The organism is Enterococcus canintestini, from assembly GCF_001885735.1.
Classification (GTDB): Bacteria; Bacillota; Bacilli; order Lactobacillales; family Enterococcaceae; genus Enterococcus_C; species Enterococcus_C canintestini.
Window position 1 is genome coordinate 74,924 of sequence record NZ_JXKG01000004.1, and the last position, 20,189, is coordinate 95,112.

At 35.5% G+C, this 20,189-nt stretch carries 24 protein-coding genes; 17 read left to right on the top strand and 7 right to left on the bottom strand.

The window, feature by feature from the left end:
* Nucleotides 1–60 precede the first annotated feature (60 nt).
* The 4 genes from RU96_RS04105 (at nt 61) to RU96_RS04120 (ending at nt 3,874) form a co-directional block, all read left to right on the top strand.
* The gene (locus tag RU96_RS04105; RefSeq protein ID WP_071864265.1) at nt 61–2,271 is read left to right on the top strand and encodes a helix-turn-helix domain-containing protein; all 2,211 of its coding nucleotides are present in this window, start codon (nt 61–63) and stop codon (nt 2,269–2,271) included.
* On the top strand, nt 2,258–2,713 hold the full coding sequence (locus RU96_RS04110) for a GNAT family N-acetyltransferase (RefSeq protein WP_071864266.1): 456 nt from the start codon (nt 2,258–2,260) through the stop codon (nt 2,711–2,713). The genes RU96_RS04105 and RU96_RS04110 overlap by 14 nt, the downstream gene beginning before the upstream one ends.
* Before the next feature lie 15 nt (nt 2,714–2,728).
* Complete coding sequence (locus RU96_RS04115) at nt 2,729–3,301, top strand: GNAT family N-acetyltransferase (RefSeq protein ID WP_071864267.1); 573 nt, start codon at nt 2,729–2,731, stop codon at nt 3,299–3,301.
* A gap of 69 nt (nt 3,302–3,370) precedes the next feature.
* The gene (locus RU96_RS04120) at nt 3,371–3,874 is read left to right on the top strand and encodes an LURP-one-related family protein (RefSeq protein WP_071864268.1); all 504 of its coding nucleotides are present in this window, start codon (nt 3,371–3,373) and stop codon (nt 3,872–3,874) included.
* A 44-nt stretch (nt 3,875–3,918) separates the two neighbouring features.
* Here the strand turns inward: RU96_RS04120 and RU96_RS13010 are convergent, their stop codons facing one another.
* Nucleotides 3,919–4,083: a hypothetical protein gene (locus RU96_RS13010; RefSeq protein ID WP_169818340.1), complete on the bottom strand. Its 165-nt coding sequence runs from the start codon at nt 4,081–4,083 to the stop codon at nt 3,919–3,921.
* Between the two features lie 89 nt (nt 4,084–4,172).
* On the opposite strand from RU96_RS13010, the gene RU96_RS04125 reads away from it, so the two are divergent.
* The 3 genes from RU96_RS04125 to RU96_RS04135 all read left to right on the top strand — a co-directional run bounded on the left by RU96_RS04125 (nt 4,173) and on the right by RU96_RS04135 (nt 6,127).
* Nucleotides 4,173–4,835 (top strand): cyclic nucleotide-binding domain-containing protein, encoded by a 663-nt coding sequence (locus tag RU96_RS04125; protein WP_071864269.1) that lies wholly within the window; start codon nt 4,173–4,175, stop codon nt 4,833–4,835.
* A gap of 161 nt (nt 4,836–4,996) precedes the next feature.
* Entirely contained in the window at nt 4,997–5,767 is a 771-nt protein-coding gene (locus RU96_RS04130; protein WP_071864270.1) for a hypothetical protein, read from the top strand.
* Between the two features lie 9 nt (nt 5,768–5,776).
* Entirely contained in the window at nt 5,777–6,127 is a 351-nt protein-coding gene (locus tag RU96_RS04135) for a DUF2200 domain-containing protein (protein WP_071864271.1), read from the top strand.
* Between the two features lie 282 nt (nt 6,128–6,409).
* Here the strand turns inward: RU96_RS04135 and RU96_RS04140 are convergent, their stop codons facing one another.
* Nucleotides 6,410–7,483, bottom strand: a complete 1,074-nt coding sequence (locus tag RU96_RS04140; RefSeq protein ID WP_071864272.1) for an anti sigma factor C-terminal domain-containing protein — start codon at nt 7,481–7,483, stop codon at nt 6,410–6,412.
* On the bottom strand, nt 7,464–7,973 hold the full coding sequence (locus RU96_RS04145; RefSeq protein WP_071864273.1) for an RNA polymerase sigma factor: 510 nt from the start codon (nt 7,971–7,973) through the stop codon (nt 7,464–7,466). Before RU96_RS04145 ends, RU96_RS04140 begins: the two co-directional genes overlap by 20 nt.
* A 193-nt stretch (nt 7,974–8,166) precedes the next feature.
* Between RU96_RS04145 and RU96_RS04150 the strand changes: the two genes are divergently transcribed.
* From RU96_RS04150 to gshAB, 3 genes are all read left to right on the top strand, one after another.
* Nucleotides 8,167–9,195, top strand: a complete 1,029-nt coding sequence (locus RU96_RS04150; protein ID WP_071864274.1) for a zinc-binding alcohol dehydrogenase family protein — start codon at nt 8,167–8,169, stop codon at nt 9,193–9,195.
* A gap of 365 nt (nt 9,196–9,560) precedes the next feature.
* On the top strand, nt 9,561–9,722 hold the full coding sequence (locus RU96_RS13015) for a hypothetical protein (protein WP_169818341.1): 162 nt from the start codon (nt 9,561–9,563) through the stop codon (nt 9,720–9,722).
* Nucleotides 9,723–9,897: 175 nt separating this feature from the next.
* Nucleotides 9,898–12,159, top strand: coding sequence for a bifunctional glutamate--cysteine ligase GshA/glutathione synthetase GshB (gene gshAB, locus RU96_RS04160; protein WP_071864276.1), 2,262 nt, complete (start codon nt 9,898–9,900; stop codon nt 12,157–12,159).
* A 234-nt stretch (nt 12,160–12,393) separates the two neighbouring features.
* On the opposite strand, the gene RU96_RS04165 is transcribed toward gshAB, so the two are convergent.
* Nucleotides 12,394–12,807 carry a hypothetical protein gene (locus RU96_RS04165; protein ID WP_071864277.1) on the bottom strand — a complete coding sequence of 138 codons (414 nt, stop codon included), beginning with the start codon at nt 12,805–12,807 and terminating at the stop codon, nt 12,394–12,396.
* Between the two features lie 49 nt (nt 12,808–12,856).
* Entirely contained in the window at nt 12,857–13,306 is a 450-nt protein-coding gene (locus RU96_RS04170; RefSeq protein WP_071864278.1) for a YueI family protein, read from the bottom strand.
* A gap of 188 nt (nt 13,307–13,494) precedes the next feature.
* On the opposite strand from RU96_RS04170, the gene RU96_RS13020 reads away from it, so the two are divergent.
* The 5 genes from RU96_RS13020 to RU96_RS04190 all read left to right on the top strand — a co-directional run bounded on the left by RU96_RS13020 (nt 13,495) and on the right by RU96_RS04190 (nt 17,510).
* Nucleotides 13,495–13,668, top strand: coding sequence for a hypothetical protein (locus tag RU96_RS13020; protein WP_169818342.1), 174 nt, complete (start codon nt 13,495–13,497; stop codon nt 13,666–13,668).
* 345 nt (nt 13,669–14,013) lie between these two features.
* Nucleotides 14,014–15,594, top strand: a complete 1,581-nt coding sequence (locus tag RU96_RS04175) for an amidohydrolase (protein WP_071864279.1) — start codon at nt 14,014–14,016, stop codon at nt 15,592–15,594.
* Between the two features lie 12 nt (nt 15,595–15,606).
* A complete protein-coding gene (locus tag RU96_RS04180; protein ID WP_071864280.1) occupies nt 15,607–16,176 on the top strand; it encodes a GNAT family N-acetyltransferase in 570 nt (189 codons plus the stop codon).
* 58 nt (nt 16,177–16,234) lie between these two features.
* Complete coding sequence (locus tag RU96_RS04185) at nt 16,235–16,636, top strand: iron-sulfur cluster biosynthesis family protein (RefSeq protein WP_071864281.1); 402 nt, start codon at nt 16,235–16,237, stop codon at nt 16,634–16,636.
* Nucleotides 16,614–17,510 carry a metallophosphoesterase gene (locus RU96_RS04190; protein ID WP_071864282.1) on the top strand — a complete coding sequence of 299 codons (897 nt, stop codon included), beginning with the start codon at nt 16,614–16,616 and terminating at the stop codon, nt 17,508–17,510. Before RU96_RS04185 ends, RU96_RS04190 begins: the two co-directional genes overlap by 23 nt.
* A 58-nt stretch (nt 17,511–17,568) precedes the next feature.
* Here RU96_RS04190 and RU96_RS04195 read toward each other — a convergent pair whose 3' ends face one another.
* A complete protein-coding gene (locus RU96_RS04195; protein WP_071864283.1) occupies nt 17,569–18,300 on the bottom strand; it encodes an MIP/aquaporin family protein in 732 nt (243 codons plus the stop codon).
* Between the two features lie 289 nt (nt 18,301–18,589).
* Between RU96_RS04195 and RU96_RS04200 the strand changes: the two genes are divergently transcribed.
* Complete coding sequence (locus tag RU96_RS04200; RefSeq protein WP_071864284.1) at nt 18,590–18,862, top strand: HU family DNA-binding protein; 273 nt, start codon at nt 18,590–18,592, stop codon at nt 18,860–18,862.
* Nucleotides 18,863–18,968: 106 nt separating this feature from the next.
* Here the strand turns inward: RU96_RS04200 and RU96_RS04205 are convergent, their stop codons facing one another.
* Nucleotides 18,969–19,514: a biotin transporter BioY gene (locus RU96_RS04205; protein WP_071864285.1), complete on the bottom strand. Its 546-nt coding sequence runs from the start codon at nt 19,512–19,514 to the stop codon at nt 18,969–18,971.
* 154 nt (nt 19,515–19,668) lie between these two features.
* Between RU96_RS04205 and RU96_RS04210 the strand changes: the two genes are divergently transcribed.
* Entirely contained in the window at nt 19,669–20,100 is a 432-nt protein-coding gene (locus tag RU96_RS04210; RefSeq protein ID WP_071864286.1) for a hypothetical protein, read from the top strand.
* Nucleotides 20,101–20,189 lie beyond the last annotated feature (89 nt).

Genomic DNA, 20,189 nt, shown 5'->3' on the forward strand with positions numbered 1-20,189 from the left:
GTTGTCTTTTTCGCCTTTTTTTAGTATAAAAACTGTGCCATAATTCAATGGGGGGATCGAATGAGGAATACAATATACAAAAAGATTTTTTTCTCTTTTTCCATCATTATTATTTTATATACAGTTTTATTACTTTTTGTTTTTATTTCTAAAGAATTGAGCCGTCAGCGTTATGAATCTACAGTTGAGGTAGAGTTTTATTTAGAAAGAGAAGGAGCACGTATTGATTCGCAAATTGAAACAGCAATTGATTCCACACAAATGTTAGCTGACAATAAAAAAATTCAAGAGTTAGCTGATGTAACACAGAATAATTATGCGCTATTTTCAGATATATTCGATCAAATGAAAGATAATCTTTTTTCAGGCTATCAGTTAGGTTATAATCTGGGAATTACTCAAGGAGAAAATCAAAAAGTTGTAGGATTGAATGGTTATTTTGATTTTGATGATTATTTGAATTTTATTGGTATACCAAAAGATAATCCTGAAATCCGAGATTTTTTTAATGATGATGATCGGTATAGAATTCGTATTATTACTGTAAATCAAAGTATTTATCTATTAAGAAAAATTTACCAAGCAGATAATCCTGCTTCGTTATACTTTATTGTGAATTGGGATAAGCAACGGCTTCGTGGACAAGAAAATATCAACGAATTAGGGAAGCTGTATTTTCAAGATTCAGAAGCAGGTAAAAAGAATCTTGAGGATGAGGTTAGTACTTTGTCTTCATTGATTCCCATAAAACCTCAAAATTCGAACCTAATCGGACATAAAGTAGAGTCAGATAATTCTATTTTTTGGAAGTTTTCTAATATCGTTCCATCACTAGCCTATATTTATATTGTTCCTCAAAAAAATTTAACTCGTCTACCCTTAGATACTGTATGGGTTATCGTTGTCGTTTTAATTGCCTCTTTATTATTAGGTTCAATACTGACATTATATTTTAGTCGAACTAATTATCGTCCTTACCGTAAAATAATATCAGAAATTCAACATGATGATAATGGCAGCGTAAACGTGGAAGTTCTTTTGAAGAAAATTGAAGATTTGAAAACTGGACGTGCGAATTATGATCGCTTTCAAGCCTCAAATATTGAAGATATTAGAGAAATGTTTTTCAAGAATGTTCTACTTGGAAAATATCCTCCTAATGATCTTCAAAGAATTGCTTCTAGCGTGGGGTTAGAATCTTTAAAATCAGGTGGATTAGTTGCAATTTTAACTATTAAAGGGCGTTCAAAAGATGAAGAAAACTTAAAAGAAAGAGAACTGCTAAAAGCACGACAACGGATTATTGAATATGGGACAGATACGAAAAGCGTTAAATTATACGTCCAGCCAATTGAATCTGGACGATTTGCTTTAATTTATTCTACTAAGGAACAAGCTGATGTTTTGAGAAGAATCGAAGAATTGCGTAATCTTTTGGCGAATAGCCTTCACTTAGAAAGTCAATTTTTTCTATCAGTTCCCTTTGATACTATTACAGATTTTGCTTCAGTTTTTAGAGATGTTTTTAGTCTAAATGTAGATAGTCTTTTTAAACCGGAACAAATTATTATCAATCGTTCTTTGGACAAGGGAAACGATTTTGTCTACTCAGTTGAAGCCGAGCAAAGACTCGTTCATCTTGTAAAGGCACGTAAAATTGAGGAAGCTCATAATTTAGTTGAAAATATTTTACGAACAAATTATATTGAAAAAAGACTCACCACACATGCGTTAGAAGATTTAAAGCAGTCTTTAATCAATACAATAAAACGAATTACACAATTGTTGGAAGTTAATTTTGCAGATTTTTATACTAATAATCAAACATTATTTGAACAACTAATCAGTACAGATTCTAAAGAACTTTATAGAGTGTTTTTGACGTTATTTCAAGAAATATTTACAGTTGCTGAAGAGAATGAAGAAGAAACACAAGATATTATAAGGCGTATATTGGAATACATTGATATACACTACAAAGAAGATCTTTCTTTATCTGACTTAGCTGAAAATTTTGCTTTAACAGAATCCTATTTATCTCGTTTGATTAAAGAAAGAACAGGCATTACATTTAAAAGTTATTTAAATCAATTGAAAGTAAATTATGCAAAAAAATTATTAACGGAGAAAAAAATGAAAGTTAGTGAAGTTGCTGAGTCGGTGGGAGTACAAAATGTAAATACATTTATTCGGATGTTTAAGCAGTATGAAGGGGTTACCCCAGGCAAATACTCAACCTATAGGGTGGAGGAGAAACTTGAAGATAAATAAATTTACTACCATTACGCTTGCTCATTGGGAATTATTATTAGATGCAGATCCTGCTAAAAAAATAGTCAAAGACTATACCAGTCGCAGCACATGTTTTGAACTAAATCAAAATGGGGAACTCGCAGGTGTTATTGTTTTATTAGCCACACGGCCAGAAACTGTGGAAATTATGAACTTGGCAGTGGCAAAAAAGTTTCGTGGTCAAAAATTGGCTCAGAAAATGATAGCTGAGGCATTGAATTGGAGTAAGCAAGTGGGATTTCGTAGAGTAGAAATCGGAACCGGATCAACTGGAGTTGCGCAACTTTACTTGTATCAAAAATGTGGTTTTCGCATGACGCACATAGAGCAAGACTTTTTTGTACGTCATTATGAAGAAGCAATTATTGAAAATGGGCTTGTTTTAAAAGATATGGTTCGTCTAGCTCAAGATCTCGTTTAAAAGGAGTGAAAAGGTATGCTGGATAAATCAATCCCTTATCATGAAGTCTGGATGAAACGGCAATTAAAGCTACCGGTGGCAACGGCAAATCTTCCTTGTGGTTTTTCTTTTCAGTTTTATCAGGTAGGCGATGAAAAAGCATGGGCTGAAATTGAAACGAGTGTTTTAGAATTTGAAAGTAAATCAGATGCCATAACCTATTTTCGACGTACTTTTGCCCCCTATAAAGAAAAATTAGCGCAGCAAATGCTTTTTATTGTGGCGCCAAATGGAGAAAAAGTCGCTACTTGTACTGCTTGGCAAAAACAAATACAAAGGCAAAACTATCCTTTATTCCACTGGTTAGCTGTGAAGCCTGAATATCAAGGTCTAGGTTTGGCAACGGCATTAGTGGCCCAGATATTAACGCTTTTTCAAAAATTAATGAAAGAAGAGCCAACCATTTATCTCCATACCCAAACTTGGAGTCATGATGCTATTTTTTTATATAAAAAATTTGATTTTTCTTTAATGAGTGATAATCTTGACGGCAGTATCAATGAAGATTATCCGATTGTTATGCAGCTAATGACAGCTTTAGAAAAATAAGTGTATCCGTTTTCGCAATGGGTGTTTCGCGTTATAATGAAAGTGACAACGGGTTAAGGGGGAAAGAAAATGAAGGAGTTAACGTTTCAAAAAGGGAATGGCACAGAAAAAAAATATCAAGTTTTAGCCGACGGAAAAGAAGTGTATTACGTCTCTGAAGTTTTAACCTTACCAACTAGAAAAAGATATTATTTGTATCAATCAGACGGTAAAAAACTAGGCGAAATAAAACGCAAACGTTACAGTATGGGCTATGTTGATTTACCTCGCTTATTTTTGAAATTAAATGCCTACAATGAGATTAGTATTGTTAAAGACATGCAAAATTTCCGTACTAGCTATGAAATTAAAGGTGAAAAGTTAGCGCTTGCGGGGGCTTTTTTAGGGGAGAATTTTGATATAACAAGAGGAAATGAAAAAATTGCCAGTGTAAAAGTTACAAAAGAACAGGACAATTACATTTTTGCCGTTAAAGTTTTAAAAGAAAACTTAGAGGTATTAATTGTCGGCTTTGTCAGTCTATTAGGGTTTGTTTACGAACATGAAAATATAACTTTTGATAAAGCAGAATAAAAAAAGAAGTTGTTTGCTTTTTTAAGTAAACAGCTTCTTTTTTATTATCTTCTTAAGGCATGGCGGATGACTTGTTTTTGCCAAGCATTTTCATAATGAGCCAATTGTTCATGATAGTTACGCGTCCCTTTTTGAAACTGAACTTGCATGAATTTGATCAAGAGTAAAAAAGCGGTGATGATACCAAATAAAACGATAAATCGTAACATCTTCCTCACCTCCTATAATTAGTTTAACTGCTTTTATTTTTCTTCTAATAGGACATATGTCATAATAAAAAAGATTGGAGGCGGATACATTGCAAAAAAAGTTGCTTGGTGCAAAACAAGAACAGATTTTAACCGAGTGGAACTTGGCAAAAGATTGTTTACGAGGGTGTGAAGTGTGGCAGTTTGACCAAAGGGAAACGATTATTACCCAAGGAGGGTTATTCGATCGTTTGCTGATAGTATTAGCTGGTAAAGCCAAAGTCTGTACATTAGCCGATAATGGTAAAAATTTAGTTTTAGCGTATTATATTTCAGATGGAATTATTGGGGATATGGAGTTTGCGATGAATAAAGATGAAGCGGCTACGACTATGGTGGCACTTTCTAATTTTCAGTGTATCGCCTTGCCAATTTTACCTAATGAAACGTATTTACGTCAGAATACGCTTTTTCTTAACCAGATGGCCAAAGGTTTAGCAGAAAAGCTTTTGTTAAGCTCTGAAAATTTTTTATCAGCGGCTTTTTATCCCGGCAAACAACGCCTATGTGGCTATATTTTGCAGTCGGCTTATAAAAATTTTTTCACTGATAATTTAACCGATGTGGCTGCTACAATCGGTATGAGTTATCGCCATATGTTTCGCCTACTAAATGATTTAATCACAGACGGTATTTTATTAAAAGTAGCCGGGGGTTATGAAATTATTCAGCCCGTACAATTAAAACAATTTGCAAACGGCTATTTGTCATAAGACATATGTCCTAGCTGTCAAATTCCACAAACTTTCATTTATAGTAGTAAAAATGGCGGTGGCTGACTATTTTAATTGGAACTGTTTACTAGGCGCATTTATTGTTTGTAGGTCTTACTACCGCTAAAATAAAAGCAAAGAAATAAATAGGAGGCGCTAAGATGAACTTGAATTTTACTTTAACACTTACCGATGAGCTAACCGAAATTAATTGGGAACAATGGCAAAGTCATTTGTATTTTGTGCCAGCAACAAAACTTTTGAAAAAAGTAGACCGCGGTATTTATTTAACAACAGCAGATAGACAAATTAAGACTGCAGAACTTGAAGGTGAGCAGTCTGATAGCCACGATACGATTGTGATTGAAGTGCCTTGGGAAATGGAGCCGGTCCTTTTATTACAACAGCTACTAAATGCGTGGGAAGATAATGGATTAAAAGTGACGACCAAAAACCCGACTGAAAAAATTCCCAGCAATCAATATGATAATTTAGCCGCATTTCAAAGCGATCTTTTTACAGTGTTTAGTTTCTTAGGTTATCCGATGGAAAAAGTGAAAAAGAAACCTGCAAAAGCGCAACATCGTTGGAATAAAAAAGTAAGTGAGATTACATTTCATATTGATCACAATGGAGCTAAGGGGGCGGCTATTTGGCGTAAACGCAATGAACTGGTGTTATTAAAAGGCGCAGTTTTAAAAGCGGAGGCACCTTTAAATAAAGATGGTAGCGTAGGTTTTGCGGTTCGTTTTGCCAATCAATTAAGAGACGAGCATGCAGATAAGATCAAAGACTTTGTGACGCTAGAAGATATTGTGTTTAAAAGTGTCAATGAGTTGGGGAATTTCTTATATTTTGCCGGTACCAATAGCTGGCTTGTTTTAAAAGATGATAAAGGCAATACGATCGATAGCTACACAGTAGTGAAATAGGAGGAAAAAATGTCAGAACGTATTTTCAAAATGCCATTTGCCAAGGTCTATCCTTTATATATCAATAAGGCAGAAAAAAAGGGCCGAACAAAAACTGAAGTAGATGAAGTAATTATGTGGTTAACTGGCTTTACTTATGAGCAATTAGTAACTGAAATTGAAAATAAAACCGATTTTGCCACTTTTTTTGCTAATGCGCCCCAACTAAATCCTGCGGCAAATTCAATTAAGGGCGTAGTTTGTGGTGTACGTGTAGAAGAAATTGAAGACCCTTTAATGCAAAAAATTCGCTATTTAGATAAATTAGTTGATGAATTAGCCAAAGGTAAAGCGTTGGAAAAAATTTTGTGTAGCAATTAGCTTTATTTTTTAGCAGTGCTAATGCTCAGGTCTTGAATTGTATGCCGGAACTTTATAAAGAAGTAGCAAAATGTAATTTAGTGAATTAAAAACAATCGCACAACAAATCTTAGCGCCCTGCGCTACTGCTTGTAATTGTGAGGTGAGCCAGTAACGCTAGAAACATTATTACTAAAAAGATGGGATGAAACGCACTAGTAGCTTAGATAAAAAAAACACCCAAATCACCAAAACAGTTAAGGACAATATAGTCTACAAACTGTGGTGGCTTTGGGTGTTTTTTTATTTTTCGGCCGGATAGTGAAATCCTGGTAGTTGCGCGCTTTGGCTAGTAAGAGGAAAGACATCTAATTGCGTAATATAAGCAGTTTTTATCACTTCATTTTGTAAGATTTTTTCTAGTTCAAAAGCTGGTAAGCGTAAAGTTACACCGTAAATCTTAATACCTTTTTTTTCCACCGCTTGTAAGATGTTTTGTAGTGTTGTTTTTTGCAGTAAATGAGCATCTTGAGCTAGAAAATCTTCATTTTCAATAAGGTAGTTAAGCAGTGATTTAAAGTGAGTCGTTTGTCTTTTTTCTTCTGGCCAGTTATTTTGTTTATCATTAGCTAAATAGCCAATTAAGAGGGGAAAATCTTCATTTAATTTTTTTTCATTAGTAACTGTCACACTAATGCCCGAAAAACTGCCAGTAGGAGCATAACCCACTACCGTTGGCGTTTTATTTGCAGTAATTGCATTTTGTGGTGGCCGAACAGCTTGCCATAATGTGTCTGCGCCAGTAGTAGTCTCATTTAGCCACTCTGAATACTCAGGGATACTTTTATCTTCTTTAAAGGCAAGATCGACGGTCACATAAGTACTTTTTGGTAAAGCTTTGATGTTTTCCAATAAATTACTTTTGGCTAGATTATTATCTGCAGAGGCTGTTTTTTTTGTTGCTAATTCTTGGCTGAAAATAGGTGAGATGGGATAGAAATTATTATCATAGTGGCGTTTATTCCGCGTTATTTCTAAGCCTTGAAAACCTACGACCTCATTACTATATTTTGGACTATAAGTTTCTTTAATTTGATAGCTACCAATGCCAGTTTGATCTATTGTCAAGTCAGTCATCGTATAACTAGGTAAAGTTAGTTCGTTGTAAATTTGCCGCGTAAAAAGATACTGATTATTAGCTAAATACGCATTTTTACCAGCAGGATTATAAAAGAATTGGTTTAAAACTTTAGGTACTGACCAAAATAAGCAGAGCGTTAAAAGAACAGTTATCACGACAATAAGTAAATTTTTTCGCTGATTTTTTTTCTTAATATTTTTTTGTATTTTCTCAAAATCAAAATTTTGTGGTTTCATCTTGTAAAATCTCCTTTAATTTTTGCCGGCTGCGATACATTTTTGTTTTTACTTGTCCCAGTGATAAATTGGTAAAAGCGGCAATCTCTTTTGTCGACCAATCTAAAAAGTAAAATAGATAGAGTAGTTCTCGTTGTGAATCAGAAAGTAGATAAAGAGCCTGATAGAGCCTGTTCTTTTTTTCGTTATGTAAAAGTTGCTCCAAAGGTGAAGTTTCAGAATTTGAAATTACTTGTGGTCTTTCCTGTTCAAAAGAGGTCATTTGCCACCTCTTTTTGTGACGTTGTTCGTCTAGATAACGATTTTTAATTACCCGCAAGAGCCAAAACTTCACCATATCTTTGGTTAAACTGTCTAATGACTTAACCAATTGATAAAAAGCTTCACTCACTAAATCTTCGGCTAAAGCAGCATCTTTGGTTAGACTAAAAGCATAAAGCCAGCATTCTTTAGCATATTGTTCATATAAAATAGCCAGTTCTGGCTTCATCTTTTTCACCCCTTCACTTTAAAAACGTTTCTTTTACCAATTGGTTACATAATTTCTTTAATTTTAACATTTCCTTTAACTTTTTTTGAAAGGGGATTTATGAAGGTTAAAAAAATGTCTAAAAAACGAATATTTGTTACACTAATTTTAAGTAATAGATAAAAAGTGATTTTTTTGGAAAGGATGAGAAAAGATGACGGGAAAAATTGCGGCAGTGGGTTTTTATGAAGGGTTACCCCTAAGTGATCCCAATAGTTTTCAAGATGTCGAGGTGTCACGTCCTCAGCCTTTATCCAATGATTTATTAGTTGCAGTTAAAGGTGTTTCGGTAAATCCAGTGGATACCAAATTGCGACAAACGGCCCAAAAAACCAAGCAACCGCAAATTTTAGGTTTTGATGCTGTGGGTGAAGTAATAGCAACTGGTGCTAATGTTCATGATGTTCAAATTGGAGACAGAGTTTATTACGCTGGGACGACTAAACGAGCTGGGAGTAATCAAGAGTTGCAACTCGTTGACCGACGAATTTGTGCTTTAGCTCCCAAAACATTGACCGATGCCCAAGCAGCAGCGATGCCTCTAACAACATTAACCGCTTATGAATTATTATTTGAAAAATTTGGTTTAATTGCTAAAAAGGACGCAAATGAAGGGAAAAATATCCTCATAATCAACAGCGGTGGCGGTGTGGGTTCTGTCATGAGTCAACTGGCACATTGGGCAGGCTTGACGGTTTATGGTACCAGTAGTCCGCATAATTTTGAATGGCTACGCTATAATAAAGTCGATTTTCCCATTGACTATCATGGCAATTTGAAAAAAAATTTGGCCGCAAGTGGAGTAAAAAAATTTGATTACATCGCGGTTCTTTATGCGATTACACCTTATTTTGATGCCATCAGCACCTTAATCGCCCCACTCGGGCATGTAGGGACAATTGTAGCGATAAAAGAAGACTTGCCATTAGTTGCGTGGAAAAATTTATCGGTTAGTTTTGATTGGGAGTATATGTTCACAAAAACAGATTTTCAGACAGATATTGCTAGCCAAGGGAAAATTTTAGCTCATGTAGCGCAGTTGGTGGATGAGGGTGAAATTCAGACTACGTTGACGCAAACTATTACCGGAGGCATTAATGCGACCAATTTAAAAAAAGCAACGGCTTTGGTAGAAGCAGGCCATATGATTGGTAAAGTGGTGGTTACAGGTCCTTTTTTATAAAAAGCTGTTATTTTAAAATCGCTAAAATAGGAATTCGCATTTTTAGTAAATGAGGTATCTGTTTTATACTATTCTTATAGTATAAGTCTTTTTAGCTTCTAAAATTAATTTTTAAATTATTTGCAGTTTTTTTGAAGAGCGGTTTTTGAATTGGTTTAAAAATTTCGCTGTTATTTATTTGGTTGTTGAGTTTTTTTGCTTTGGTGGTGGTTTGAAAAACGGAGGAAGCATCATGGAACAAAGAAAAATAATCGGGAAGATACTACAAGTTATTCTTGCTATTGTTTTAGGTTTAGTTGCTTATTGGGTATTAATTGTATTAACGGGGACAACACCGCTATAAAATGTGTAAGAAAGGAGTAAAAATGGGGAAAATTCAGTATTATTTTGGATTAACGTTGGTTGGTTTTTTACTGGCGTATTTTTACAAATTGCAGGGTTGGGGTCTTTTTTTACTGCTAGGATTACCCGCTGCTTTAACAGGCTACTCCTTAGCTGCATATCAAAAGGAGCCTGTTAAAAAATGAAAAGGGATACATTTAACTCGGGTGTCATCTTACTTTTTTATAAAAGTGAAAAAACAAATGGAAATGTTAAAAAGTTAAGCTAAAATGGGATTTTCCTTAACTTTGAGCAATTCCATTTTTTTTATGCCCGCTTTCCCATATAATGAGCATGAAACTAACTAAAAGGAAGTCGCATATGAAAACGATGAAACAATTATTACATGAAAAGGCGCTCCAACCTTATCTTTGGCAAGCGCGTTATGGCGTAGAAAAAGAAAGTCAACGTATTACTGCTAATGGTCAATTGGCCAAAACCGATCATCCCAAAATTTTAGGCAACCGCGCTTACCATCCTTATATTCAAACAGATTTTGCAGAAACCCAACTGGAATTAGTGACGCCAGTTGCAAACTCGCCACAAGAATTGATGCGGTGGCTGGCTGCTATTCACGATGTGGCGTATCGTTCTTTACCAAAAGAAGAAATGATGTGGCCGTTAAGTATGCCACCGGTTTTACCGTTAAAAGATGAAGAGATCGTGATTGCAAAATTAGATACTTTTGAAGATGTTTTGTATCGGCGTTATTTAGCCAAAACTTATGGTAAAAGAAAACAAATGGTCAGTGGAATCCATTTCAATTTTGAATTTGGGACAGAGTTTTTACAAAACTTATTTGCAGTCCAAGAGCAATATCCTGATTTTACGGATTTCAAAACAGCGGTCTACTTGAAAGTGACCCGCAATTATTTGCGCTATCGCTGGTTTTTAACCTACTTATTTGGGGCAACACCGACAAGTAATGAAAATTATTTTGTTGCAGATATTGCACCTAAAGAACCCGTACGTAGTATTCGCAACAGCCGGTTTGGTTATACCAATCACGATGATGTACAAGTTTCTTATGAAAGTCTAGGACAATACCTTGCAGATATTGCGCGGATGGTGGAAGTTGGTAAACTCTCAGAAGAAAAAGAATTTTATGCACCAGTACGTTTAAGAGGTGGGCAAAAAGTAGCAGATCTAGCAAAAACTGGTATTCGTTATATTGAATTACGTAATATTGATTTGAATCCTTTTGCACCTTTTGGTATCGATGAAAAACAAATTGAATTTTTACATGCCTTTATGTTATACATGCTTTATTTACCAGAAACTGAAGCTGCCGATGATTGGGTAGCAAAAGGCGATGCCATTAATAATTTTGTCGCTTTAGAAAGACCAGATCGGGTGACAGATTTTGTTGAAGAGGGCATGGATTTAGTAGCAGGATTAAAAGAACTGGTTAAAAACTTAAAACTGCCACTAGCAGAAGATTTCTTTGATTTTGCTCAACAGGCTTTTGAAGATCCAAACCAAACACTAGCTGCACGATTATATGCGGTCACAAAAGAAGATATGACGACTTGGGCTAAGACAGTAGCAAAAGAAAATCAAGCGCAAGCTTGGCAAAAACCTTATCAATTAGCCGGATTTACCAAAATGGAGTTATCCACGCAAATTTTAATGTTTGATGCCATTCAAAAAGGTGTTCAGGTCACGGTATTAGATGAAGAAGATCAATTTTTACAACTGCGTTTTGCCGGTCGCACAGAATATGTGAAAAATGCCAATATGACCAGTAAAGACAGCTATGTTGTGCCTTTAATGATGGCAAATAAGACAGTTACCAAAAAAGTGTTGGCAAATGCAGGTTTTCGCGTTCCACAAGGATCAGAATTTGCGGACATGGAGACTGCGGTTTTGGCTTATCCTAAATTTGCGGACAGTGGTTTTGTAGTCAAACCCAAATCGACTAACTATGGTTTAGGAATTTCTATTTTTAAACATGGTGCTAGTTTAGCTGATTTTAAAGAGGCATTAGCAATTGCTTTTGCAGAAGATTCTGCTGTTTTGGTGGAAGAATTCATGGCAGGAACTGAATATCGTTTCTTTGTTTTAGATGGATCGGTTAAAGCTATTTTGTTACGAGTGCCGGCAAATGTGGTCGGGGATGGTCGCCATACAATTGCAGAGTTAGTCGCAGCAAAAAATGAAGATCCATTGCGAGGAAGTCACCACCGCGCACCATTAGAGCTGATTCAATTAGGTGAAATTGAAAAGTTGATGTTAAAAGAGCAAGGTTATGTCACGACAAGTGTTCCAGCTGAAGGGGTAATTGTTTATTTAAGAGAAAACTCTAACGTTAGTACCGGTGGCGATTCAATTGATGTAACCGATGAATTCTCACAAGATTATAAAGAAGTAGCCGCCAAAGCTGTAACGGCTTTAGGTGCGAAAATTTCGGGGATTGATTTAATTATTCCCGATAAATTGCAACCAGCAACTTCACCAAACGCCTATGGGATTATTGAAGCCAACTTTAATCCAGCCATGCACATGCATGTGTATCCTTTTAGCGGAAAAAGTCGCCGTCTAACTATGGAAGTTTTAAAATTTTTATATCCTGAAATCAACTAAACATAATTAAAAAGGTTGTGACAGAAGTAGTTTCTGTCACAACCTTTTATTTTCGAATGAACGGTGTGACAGAAGCAGTTTCTTCGAAAATAAGCCGGAATTTCTAAAAATTTGAAAAACAATTTTCGGGAACTTCATCTTATTTCTTGAAGCTGGTCACTTTTTTCACAACCTTTTTTTGCGAATAAATAATGTTTATAGTAAATTTCCTAAAGGTTTTAATCTTTATAATTCTTAGTATTCAAAACTTTTAATTTCAATTGTTTGCTTCGTTTCTTCCACTTTTAAACCAGTGGTATTTTCCCACCAGGCTTTCATTTCCTTTTCGTAAGTGGTCGGGAAGGCATCGACGATTTCTAGCAAATTTTTGTTATTAATCTTGGCATAAGGGAAATTTAAGGTTAGATTATATTTTAATTCAGTTAGCAGACTATAATATTGAAACATTAAATAATTCATTTCCTCTTTATCATCGCAAGCTAAAACTTTCGGTGCGCGGTCCAGCATGAAGCCAAAACTACGCATCATAAACATAATTCCGTCTAAATGATCGACTTGAATGTAAGAAGCATCTTTTAAAATATCAATGTGAGTATCTAAAGCTTCGAGTAATTCTGTCTTTAAAGCGGTGTATTCTGGTTGTATCATCGCATTTCCTCCTCAGATTAGTAGCAAATAGTAGCTTGAATTTAGCTTTTTAATGGAAAAAGCGATCAAAGAAACCGTGCTTTTTTTCTGCATCCTTTTTCTCTGGTGCTTTTTTTTCTTCGGGATATTTCTTTTCTACATCAATTACAGGCTCATTAACGGCTTCTTTGGCGACTAAAAGTAAGCCAAAACTATCTGGATTGGCGTCGACAAAATCATTTACCACAGTAAATTTTGCATGATTTTTAGTCGCTAATTGAATGTATTCGCTTTGCAAACTTTCTGGCATTTGACCGTTTAAAAGAATTGTCGCATCTTCATGTTTTTTTAGCTCCGTTAAAAAGCTTTCTTTGTCAGTAGAACTTTTCATTTGAGCAATCGTCATACTTAAATAACAACGTTCGCGAAACGTTCCCATATATTTGTGCTGTTCATCAGGATTAACTAATGGCGTACCATAGCGGCCTTTATCTAAATGCTGTTGTAATTCATCTGTCATCTCGTCGCCCCCAATAATTCTAATAAATTAATTATAGCATGTTTGTAAGAAAAGGTAAGAAAATGCTTGCATAATTACTGGTGCAGTTGTTTTAATAAAAACTAGCTTTTTTTCTGAAAATGAAAGAGGTATAATATTTACTGTTGAGTGGATAAAGTGAAAACTTAGCTAAGGAGGACAGTGCTGTTGTGGAAAATCCAAAAGAGAAGCTCTTGTTGCCACTAATTATTTTATTTTTATTGGTTAGTACATATATCGACAATCTTTCGCTAGGTCAAATTGTCGCTTTTGTTTTAGTTGTGGTCCTTTTACCAGTCGGGTTGAAATTTTTTATGGCGCGGCAAATGGAGCGTTCAAAATAGTAAGATGATTTAAAAACACGTCTGCTTTTTTAGTGGATGTGTTTTTTTGCTAACAAAGAAATTAACTGATTTCTATTAGTAAGCGATTCTAAAGAGCTACAATAAAAAAACAATTTATTAAAATTCTATCTTATTGGTAAAGAGCTAAACGATTTTGCTTCAGCTTTTCTAGGTGTCTAGCTTCACGAACTAGCTCTCTGCGGCAATAAACTATAATTTGAAGAAATTTGAAAAACAATTTATTAAAATTCTATCTTATTGCTTGAGAGCTGAGCGAGTTTCCTTCAGCTTTTCTTTTATTTCTGTACTATAATAAAAAGAAAAAGGGACGAAGAAGGGATTTTTGTGAAACGGATTTTAGTAAACGGCAAAATTTTTACTGGTGACAAATTTTTCTCAGCAATGGAAATAACCGATGATAAAGTGAGTTGGCTAGGAGATAGCCAAGGGGCACGTTTACGCAATGCCGATGAAGTGGTTGATTTAAAAGGCCGTTTAACGCTGCCAAGTTTTTGGGATATTCATACGCATCCTCTGTGGATTGCTGAAACAATTGGAAGTGTAGCTTGTACACCACCAAATGTTGCCAGTATTAAAGAGATGATTACTGCTTTAAAAAAATCACCTCAAGTAGGCAAAAAAGATGCATGGATTGAAGGTTGGGGGTATGATGAATCAAAACTTGCCGAAGGACGCACCCCGACAATTGATGATTTAGATCAAGTATCAAAAACGCAGCCGGTGTATGTTTTACGCTCGGATTGTCATTCTTGTGTGGTTAATTCAGTGGCGTTAAAATTAGCTGGGATTACAAAAGAAACGCCAGATCCTTTTGGTGGGATGATTGGCCATTTTAAAAATGGTGATCCAAATGGTGTAATGATAGAAAATGGCGCCACCAAGTTAATTAAAGCCGTTAAGGAAAAAGATACTTTTGAAAACGTCGTGAAAAAGACCATGAAGTTAACAACGCACTATCGCGCCCGTGGTATTGGGGTTATTAGCGATATGATTAGTTTAATGTCCCCTTACGATTATGGTGAAATTTATTCAGAAGCTGCCCGTCGTGGTCTAGCTCAAGAGGTCTATTTGTATTATTCAATTGATGAAATTAAACGCCTGCAATTAACCACACTACCGCAACCTAGTCATCCTCAGGTTCATGCAGCAGGCATTAAATTATTTATGGATGGGACAATCTCCAATCAAACGGCACGAGTTAAAAAGCCTTATAAAAACTCAGAGGGTACCGGTTTTGCTATCAATACAGTTGAAGATTTAAAATTTGCCTATGAATTTGCTAAAAAGAATGATTGTCAAATTGCGATTCATGCGATGGGAGATGCGTCAATTCAACTGATTTTAGATACTTATGGTGATTTGGCACCGTGGTTAACAGATCGTCCTTCCATTCGAATTGAACATGCTACTTTATTGAGTGATAAGCTGTTAAAAGAATTTGCGGCAGCCAAAATGAACTTTGCTTTTGTCACCCAAATTATTTTCCTCTATGCTGAATATGCGGCATATCAGAAAAATTTAGAGGAAAAACGATTAAAAGAATGCTATCCGCTGGCTTCGTTATTAAAAAGTGGTGTGACAACAGCTTTATCTTCGGATGCACCGGCGACAGCTTGGATTAAACCAGATGATGTTTTTGCCAGTCTTACCGCAGCAGTCACGCGCATTGGTGCCAATGGGGAAGATTTAAATCATAAAGAAGCAATTGATCTGCTTGCAGCTTTACAACTTTATACAAAAGCAGCGGCTAAAATGGTGAAAACAGACAAGACAGCTACGCTTTCAGTCGGCCAAAGTGCAGATATTATTGTACTTTCACAAGATTTATTTACTACTAATCCAGTAAAGTGGCAGGAAACAACGATTGAAAAAATGTACTTACGCGGAGCAGAAATCAAAAATTAGCGAGGTGTTAAAATGGAAGAAATGGTTAATATTCCCCTCACATTTGCGGAAAATACGATTTTAGAGACTACACGTTTGCGCTTACGGCCTGTTCAAATTTCAGACGCACAAGATATGTATGAATATGCCAGTGATGAAGAGACCACAAGATTTGTTTTTTTACAGCATCGCAGTTTAGAGGATAGTAAATTTGCAATTGCCAATTATTTTATGGCTGAGCCTTTAGGTAAGTATGCCATTGAAGAAAAAAAGAGTGGCAAAATGATTGGAACCATTGATTTACGCGTGGAGTCTAATTATGGTCGCGGAGAACTCGGCTATACTTTAAACAAAGCTTATTGGGGGCAAGGACTAATGCCAGAAGCGGCTTTTGCACTCCTCGTTTTAGGTTTTGATCAAATGAAGCTAGTTTCCATTGGGGCGTATCATAATTTAGAAAATGGTAAATCTGGACGAGTGATGGAAAAAATCGGGATGAAAAAAATTACCGAAATCAAAAGTAGTCGTTTATGGAAAGGGCAACTTATTGATGAAGCTTTTTACATGATTACTGCGTCTGATTGGCAAAGACGTATTATGTAGAAGGTAACAATATTTTTAGGTGGTAATTTAAAAGCAGTATTTGAAAGGAAATGATCAAATGAAACTTTCAATTGAAACAGATGTAGTAGAATATATCCGCAACAAGATGCAAGCAGGAGATTTAATTTATTTGGACTTTGAAGACGGTGATGGCCCATTTGCAAATACAGGGCTTAGTTGTCGATTGGATTTGAGTTTTCGCATCTTACTAACACCAGCAGATTATCCTGTAAAAGGGTTAGAAGTTTATGATGAAACGTTAGTAACGGCGTTAGGTCCAATTAAAATGAAAAAAAGTTCGGCGCGTTATTTAGAAGATGAAACGCAATTAGTAGAAAATAAAGCGATGCATACACTGCAATTAAAAGGCAAGAGTGGTATTTTAGCGACTAATATTCCCGTTTTACGGATTGATAAAGTGATTGCAGGTGGTAATAGTGGGAAAATTAGCGGTTGTTAGTGATCTTCATGCCGATATTAATCGTTTTACGACTGAAGATCTTGCCCAACTCGTCACCGTTTTACAAGAAAAAAAAGTTGATCGCCTGCATTTTGCGGGAGATTTAGCTAATAAAGTTGAACGAGCATTGGCGATTGTCGCGTATTTTGAACAATATTTTCCGACTACCTTTAATTGGGGAAATCATGAAATGGCTGATCTTGCCCCAGAGCAGATTGAAGATTATCCTAATCCGGCTTTTTTAAATCAAAAAGCATTGGCACTAAATCATACGACTGTTTTAGTCGGATATAACGGTTGGTATGATTATCGCTTTTCTACTTTGGAGGATGAAGAAAAAATAAAAGCCGTTAAACAATTGTATTGGTATGATCGTGTCATTAAAAGAAACGACAGTGATCCAAATGTTGATTTGCAATTACGGCGGCGTTTAAAAATTTTATTGGATGCATTACAAAAAGAGGGCAAACAAGTGATTTTAGCCACGCATTTTGTCCCCAAAAAAGAATTTATTGTTTATCAGACTGAACCCAAATTGAAACGTTGGAATGAATTAAACGCCTTTTTAGGTTCGGCGGCATTGGGTGAGCTGTTAGATCAGTATGACAATATTAAACAGGTAGTCTTCGGCCATACTCATCGTCGTTTTAACGATCAAAAGATTCATGGGACCTGGTATAGTTGTCATCCTTTTGGTTATTTTTTTGAATGGCAATTAACGCGAAATTTCGTTTTGGAAAATAAATTAGTAGAAGAGTATAATCCGATGAAATTAAGAGGGGTTTTAAAAACCCATGAAGCTCAGTTTAAGGAATATCAAAAACAACATTTAAAAAGTGAGTTTGAACAAGCACTCACCATTATTGATTATTAAAAAAAGTGATGGCAAACGTCTAAAAAACGTTTGTCATCACTTTTATACTAAAGTTTTTTTATAAGAATAAACCTTTATAAAGTAAGATAGCGACAATACTTGCTAAAATTGGAGCTAAAACAGGTACCCAGGCGTAATCCCATTGAGAAGAGCCTTTATATTTTAAAGGTAAAATACTGTGTAAAATTCTTGGCCCCAAGTCACGAGCAGGATTTAAACCAGGTCCAGTTGGTCCACCTAAAGATGCAACTAACGTCCAAACTAGAAAACCTAATGCAAAGTGAGCTGTACCCAAGTTATCTTGGAAAAAAGGTGCTTTGGTAATTCCGATGGCACCAAAGAACAAAATGAAAGAACCGAAAAATTCATTAACAAAACCATTTAATTTTGAACCGACACTGTTAATTGTTGAAAATGTTCCTAAGACATGGTTTGTATCTTCTGTTTGGTCATAGTAAGGTTTGTAACACGCTACGACAATTAATTGACCCACAATGGCACCTAGCATTTGCGCTACAATATAAGGTAAAACTTCGCTCCAAGGGAACATGCCAGCAACCGCTAAACCAATTGAAAAAGCAGGGTTAATGTGGTTACCACTGATTGAACCAAACATCATCGCAGGAATCATAACCCCACAACCATAACCGACAGCAATTAACATCCAATCACTACCATAGCCTTTTGTACCTTTCAAATCGACGTTTGCTACCGCGCCGTTACCTAGCATAATTAAAAAAGCTGTTCCGACAAATTCGGCTGCTAGGCGTGTCATTAGTGAATAATCCAAATAAAAAACCTCCTAAAATTTTTGCTTGAGTTTAAAATAAGTGCAAGAAAAATAAAGCAAAAAACTCAAACATTACTATAAAAACAGATTTTATTTAAAAAAACAAATGATAACACTTGTGAAAATTTCAGGAAAAATGCTGTTACATAAACATTAAAAGTATTACAATTATTTTAATAGTAATCATAGAAAGTGTTTTCTATTGCGCCATAACAGGCACTTTGCTAGAATAAAAGACAAGGATTGTTTAACATCCTAATTATTTTATTCCGAGTAGGAGGAATTATTAATGAACAAAGCAGATTTAATTTCAGCTGTGGCTGAAAAATCAGGGGTTACTAAAAAAGATGCTACTGCTGTATTGGCTGCCATTATTGAAACTGTTGAAACAACGCTTAAAGCAGAAGACAGTGTTCAAATCATGGGCTTTGGTACTTTTGAAACACGTAAACGTGCTGCCCGTAAAGGTCGCAATCCACAAACTGGTGAAGAAATCGAAATTCCAGCATCCGTTACACCAGCTTTCAAACCTGGTAAACAATTAAAAGACGCTGTAAAATAAAAAACGGCCGTGATAATTATCACGGCGTTTTTTTTTGTCATCAAAAAAATAACTTTTATATATCGAGCTACTCGTTGAGTGTTAGAAAGGTTCATTTCAATTTTGTTTATTTAATTGGTGCAAAATAGCGTTGCGGCAAGCGGTGTAAAAGAAAAATACCTAAGAGGCTACAAGCAACTGCTTTTATGATACCTGGAATAATAAAAGGAATAAAGCCGGTTTTAAGAGCTGCAATAAATTCCATTCCCGTACCAAATTTTAACCAGGCAGTCCCAAAAGCTAGCGTCACCAGCGCGCCAACAATATTGGCGATCACAGCCCAGAAGTAATTTTTTTTAGTATTATCTAAAATACTGCCTGTGACTAAGCCGTTAAATATGAAGCCAATTAAAAAGCCACCGGTTGGTCCAAATAATACACCGAAACCCGCGCTGCCACCGGCGAAAACAGGTATGCCAATTAAGCCTAAGAGTAAATAGATCGTAATCGCCCAAGTGCCTGTCTTACTTCCTAAGATAGTGACCGTTAAACCAATGATAAAAGTTTGTAAAGTTAAAGGGATTAAGCCTAACGGAATAGTAACTTGGGATAAAATCGCGATAATCCCGGCAAAGATTGCAGCTAATAGTTGTTCTCGTAAAGAAATACGCATTTTTTTCACTCACTTTCGTTAACTTCATTTGCAAATGGTTAACCAAATTATATTTCTTGGTTAACGAAAAGTAAAGTTCTTTTTTTGTTCTCCCCTAAAATTAAAAAATAGCGTATGATACAAAAAGGAAGAAAAAAGAAAGGGTAACGAAATTATGAAGCGATTGAAAAAGCAGTTGATTTTTATTGTTGGTATAGTGGCGTTAGTAGTTTTACTACTTTCGTTTTACAAACCAGCGGGGAAATCAGATGATGTCAAAGAAAGTTTTGAGCAATCTCCGCGTTTTTCACCAACTGAAATTGCCGCTGCGGCAGCTGTTGTGAAAAGTGGTTTTCCATCTGTCTTTAAAAACTGTCGATTAGATACATTGGAGTTTAAAACAGATTTGCAAAAGTATGCCCGCTTAAAAACGGAAAATAATGTGTCAGCTAAGACTGAATATTTATTGTTAACCAGCACGCTTTATGTCGGACCGAATGGGTATGAAAATTTACGCCCCAATACTTATTACAGAGACTGGTGTTGGTATTTAAAAAGAGTAGATCAAGGACAGTGGCAATTATATTATTATGGGAATTTAGGCTAGTTTTAGTTAGCTGAGAGTGAGGCAGTTCGCAGGAAAGCGACTGTCTTTTTTTGTGGAAAGATATAGCTTTAAATTCAATACTAAAGAAT

Bases quoted from the DNA above. Each gene is read 5' to 3' on its own strand.
- RU96_RS04105 (WP_071864265.1), top strand. From the start codon at position 61: ATGAGGAATACAATATACAAAAAGATTTTTTTCTCTTTTTCCATCATT.
- RU96_RS04115 (WP_071864267.1), top strand. From the start codon at position 2,729: ATGCTGGATAAATCAATCCCTTATCATGAAGTCTGGATGAAACGGCAA.
- RU96_RS04120 (WP_071864268.1), top strand. From the start codon at position 3,371: ATGAAGGAGTTAACGTTTCAAAAAGGGAATGGCACAGAAAAAAAATAT.
- RU96_RS13010 (WP_169818340.1), bottom strand. From the start codon at position 4,083: ATGTTACGATTTATCGTTTTATTTGGTATCATCACCGCTTTTTTACTC.
- RU96_RS04130 (WP_071864270.1), top strand. From the start codon at position 4,997: ATGAACTTGAATTTTACTTTAACACTTACCGATGAGCTAACCGAAATT.
- RU96_RS04135 (WP_071864271.1), top strand. From the start codon at position 5,777: ATGTCAGAACGTATTTTCAAAATGCCATTTGCCAAGGTCTATCCTTTA.
- RU96_RS04140 (WP_071864272.1), bottom strand. From the start codon at position 7,483: ATGAAACCACAAAATTTTGATTTTGAGAAAATACAAAAAAATATTAAG.
- RU96_RS04145 (WP_071864273.1), bottom strand. From the start codon at position 7,973: ATGAAGCCAGAACTGGCTATTTTATATGAACAATATGCTAAAGAATGC.
- RU96_RS04150 (WP_071864274.1), top strand. From the start codon at position 8,167: ATGACGGGAAAAATTGCGGCAGTGGGTTTTTATGAAGGGTTACCCCTA.
- RU96_RS13015 (WP_169818341.1), top strand. From the start codon at position 9,561: ATGGGGAAAATTCAGTATTATTTTGGATTAACGTTGGTTGGTTTTTTA.
- gshAB (WP_071864276.1), top strand. From the start codon at position 9,898: ATGAAAACGATGAAACAATTATTACATGAAAAGGCGCTCCAACCTTAT.
- RU96_RS04165 (WP_071864277.1), bottom strand. From the start codon at position 12,807: ATGATACAACCAGAATACACCGCTTTAAAGACAGAATTACTCGAAGCT.
- RU96_RS04170 (WP_071864278.1), bottom strand. From the start codon at position 13,306: ATGACAGATGAATTACAACAGCATTTAGATAAAGGCCGCTATGGTACG.
- RU96_RS04180 (WP_071864280.1), top strand. From the start codon at position 15,607: ATGGAAGAAATGGTTAATATTCCCCTCACATTTGCGGAAAATACGATT.
- RU96_RS04185 (WP_071864281.1), top strand. From the start codon at position 16,235: ATGAAACTTTCAATTGAAACAGATGTAGTAGAATATATCCGCAACAAG.
- RU96_RS04200 (WP_071864284.1), top strand. From the start codon at position 18,590: ATGAACAAAGCAGATTTAATTTCAGCTGTGGCTGAAAAATCAGGGGTT.
- RU96_RS04205 (WP_071864285.1), bottom strand. From the start codon at position 19,514: ATGCGTATTTCTTTACGAGAACAACTATTAGCTGCAATCTTTGCCGGG.
- RU96_RS04210 (WP_071864286.1), top strand. From the start codon at position 19,669: ATGAAGCGATTGAAAAAGCAGTTGATTTTTATTGTTGGTATAGTGGCG.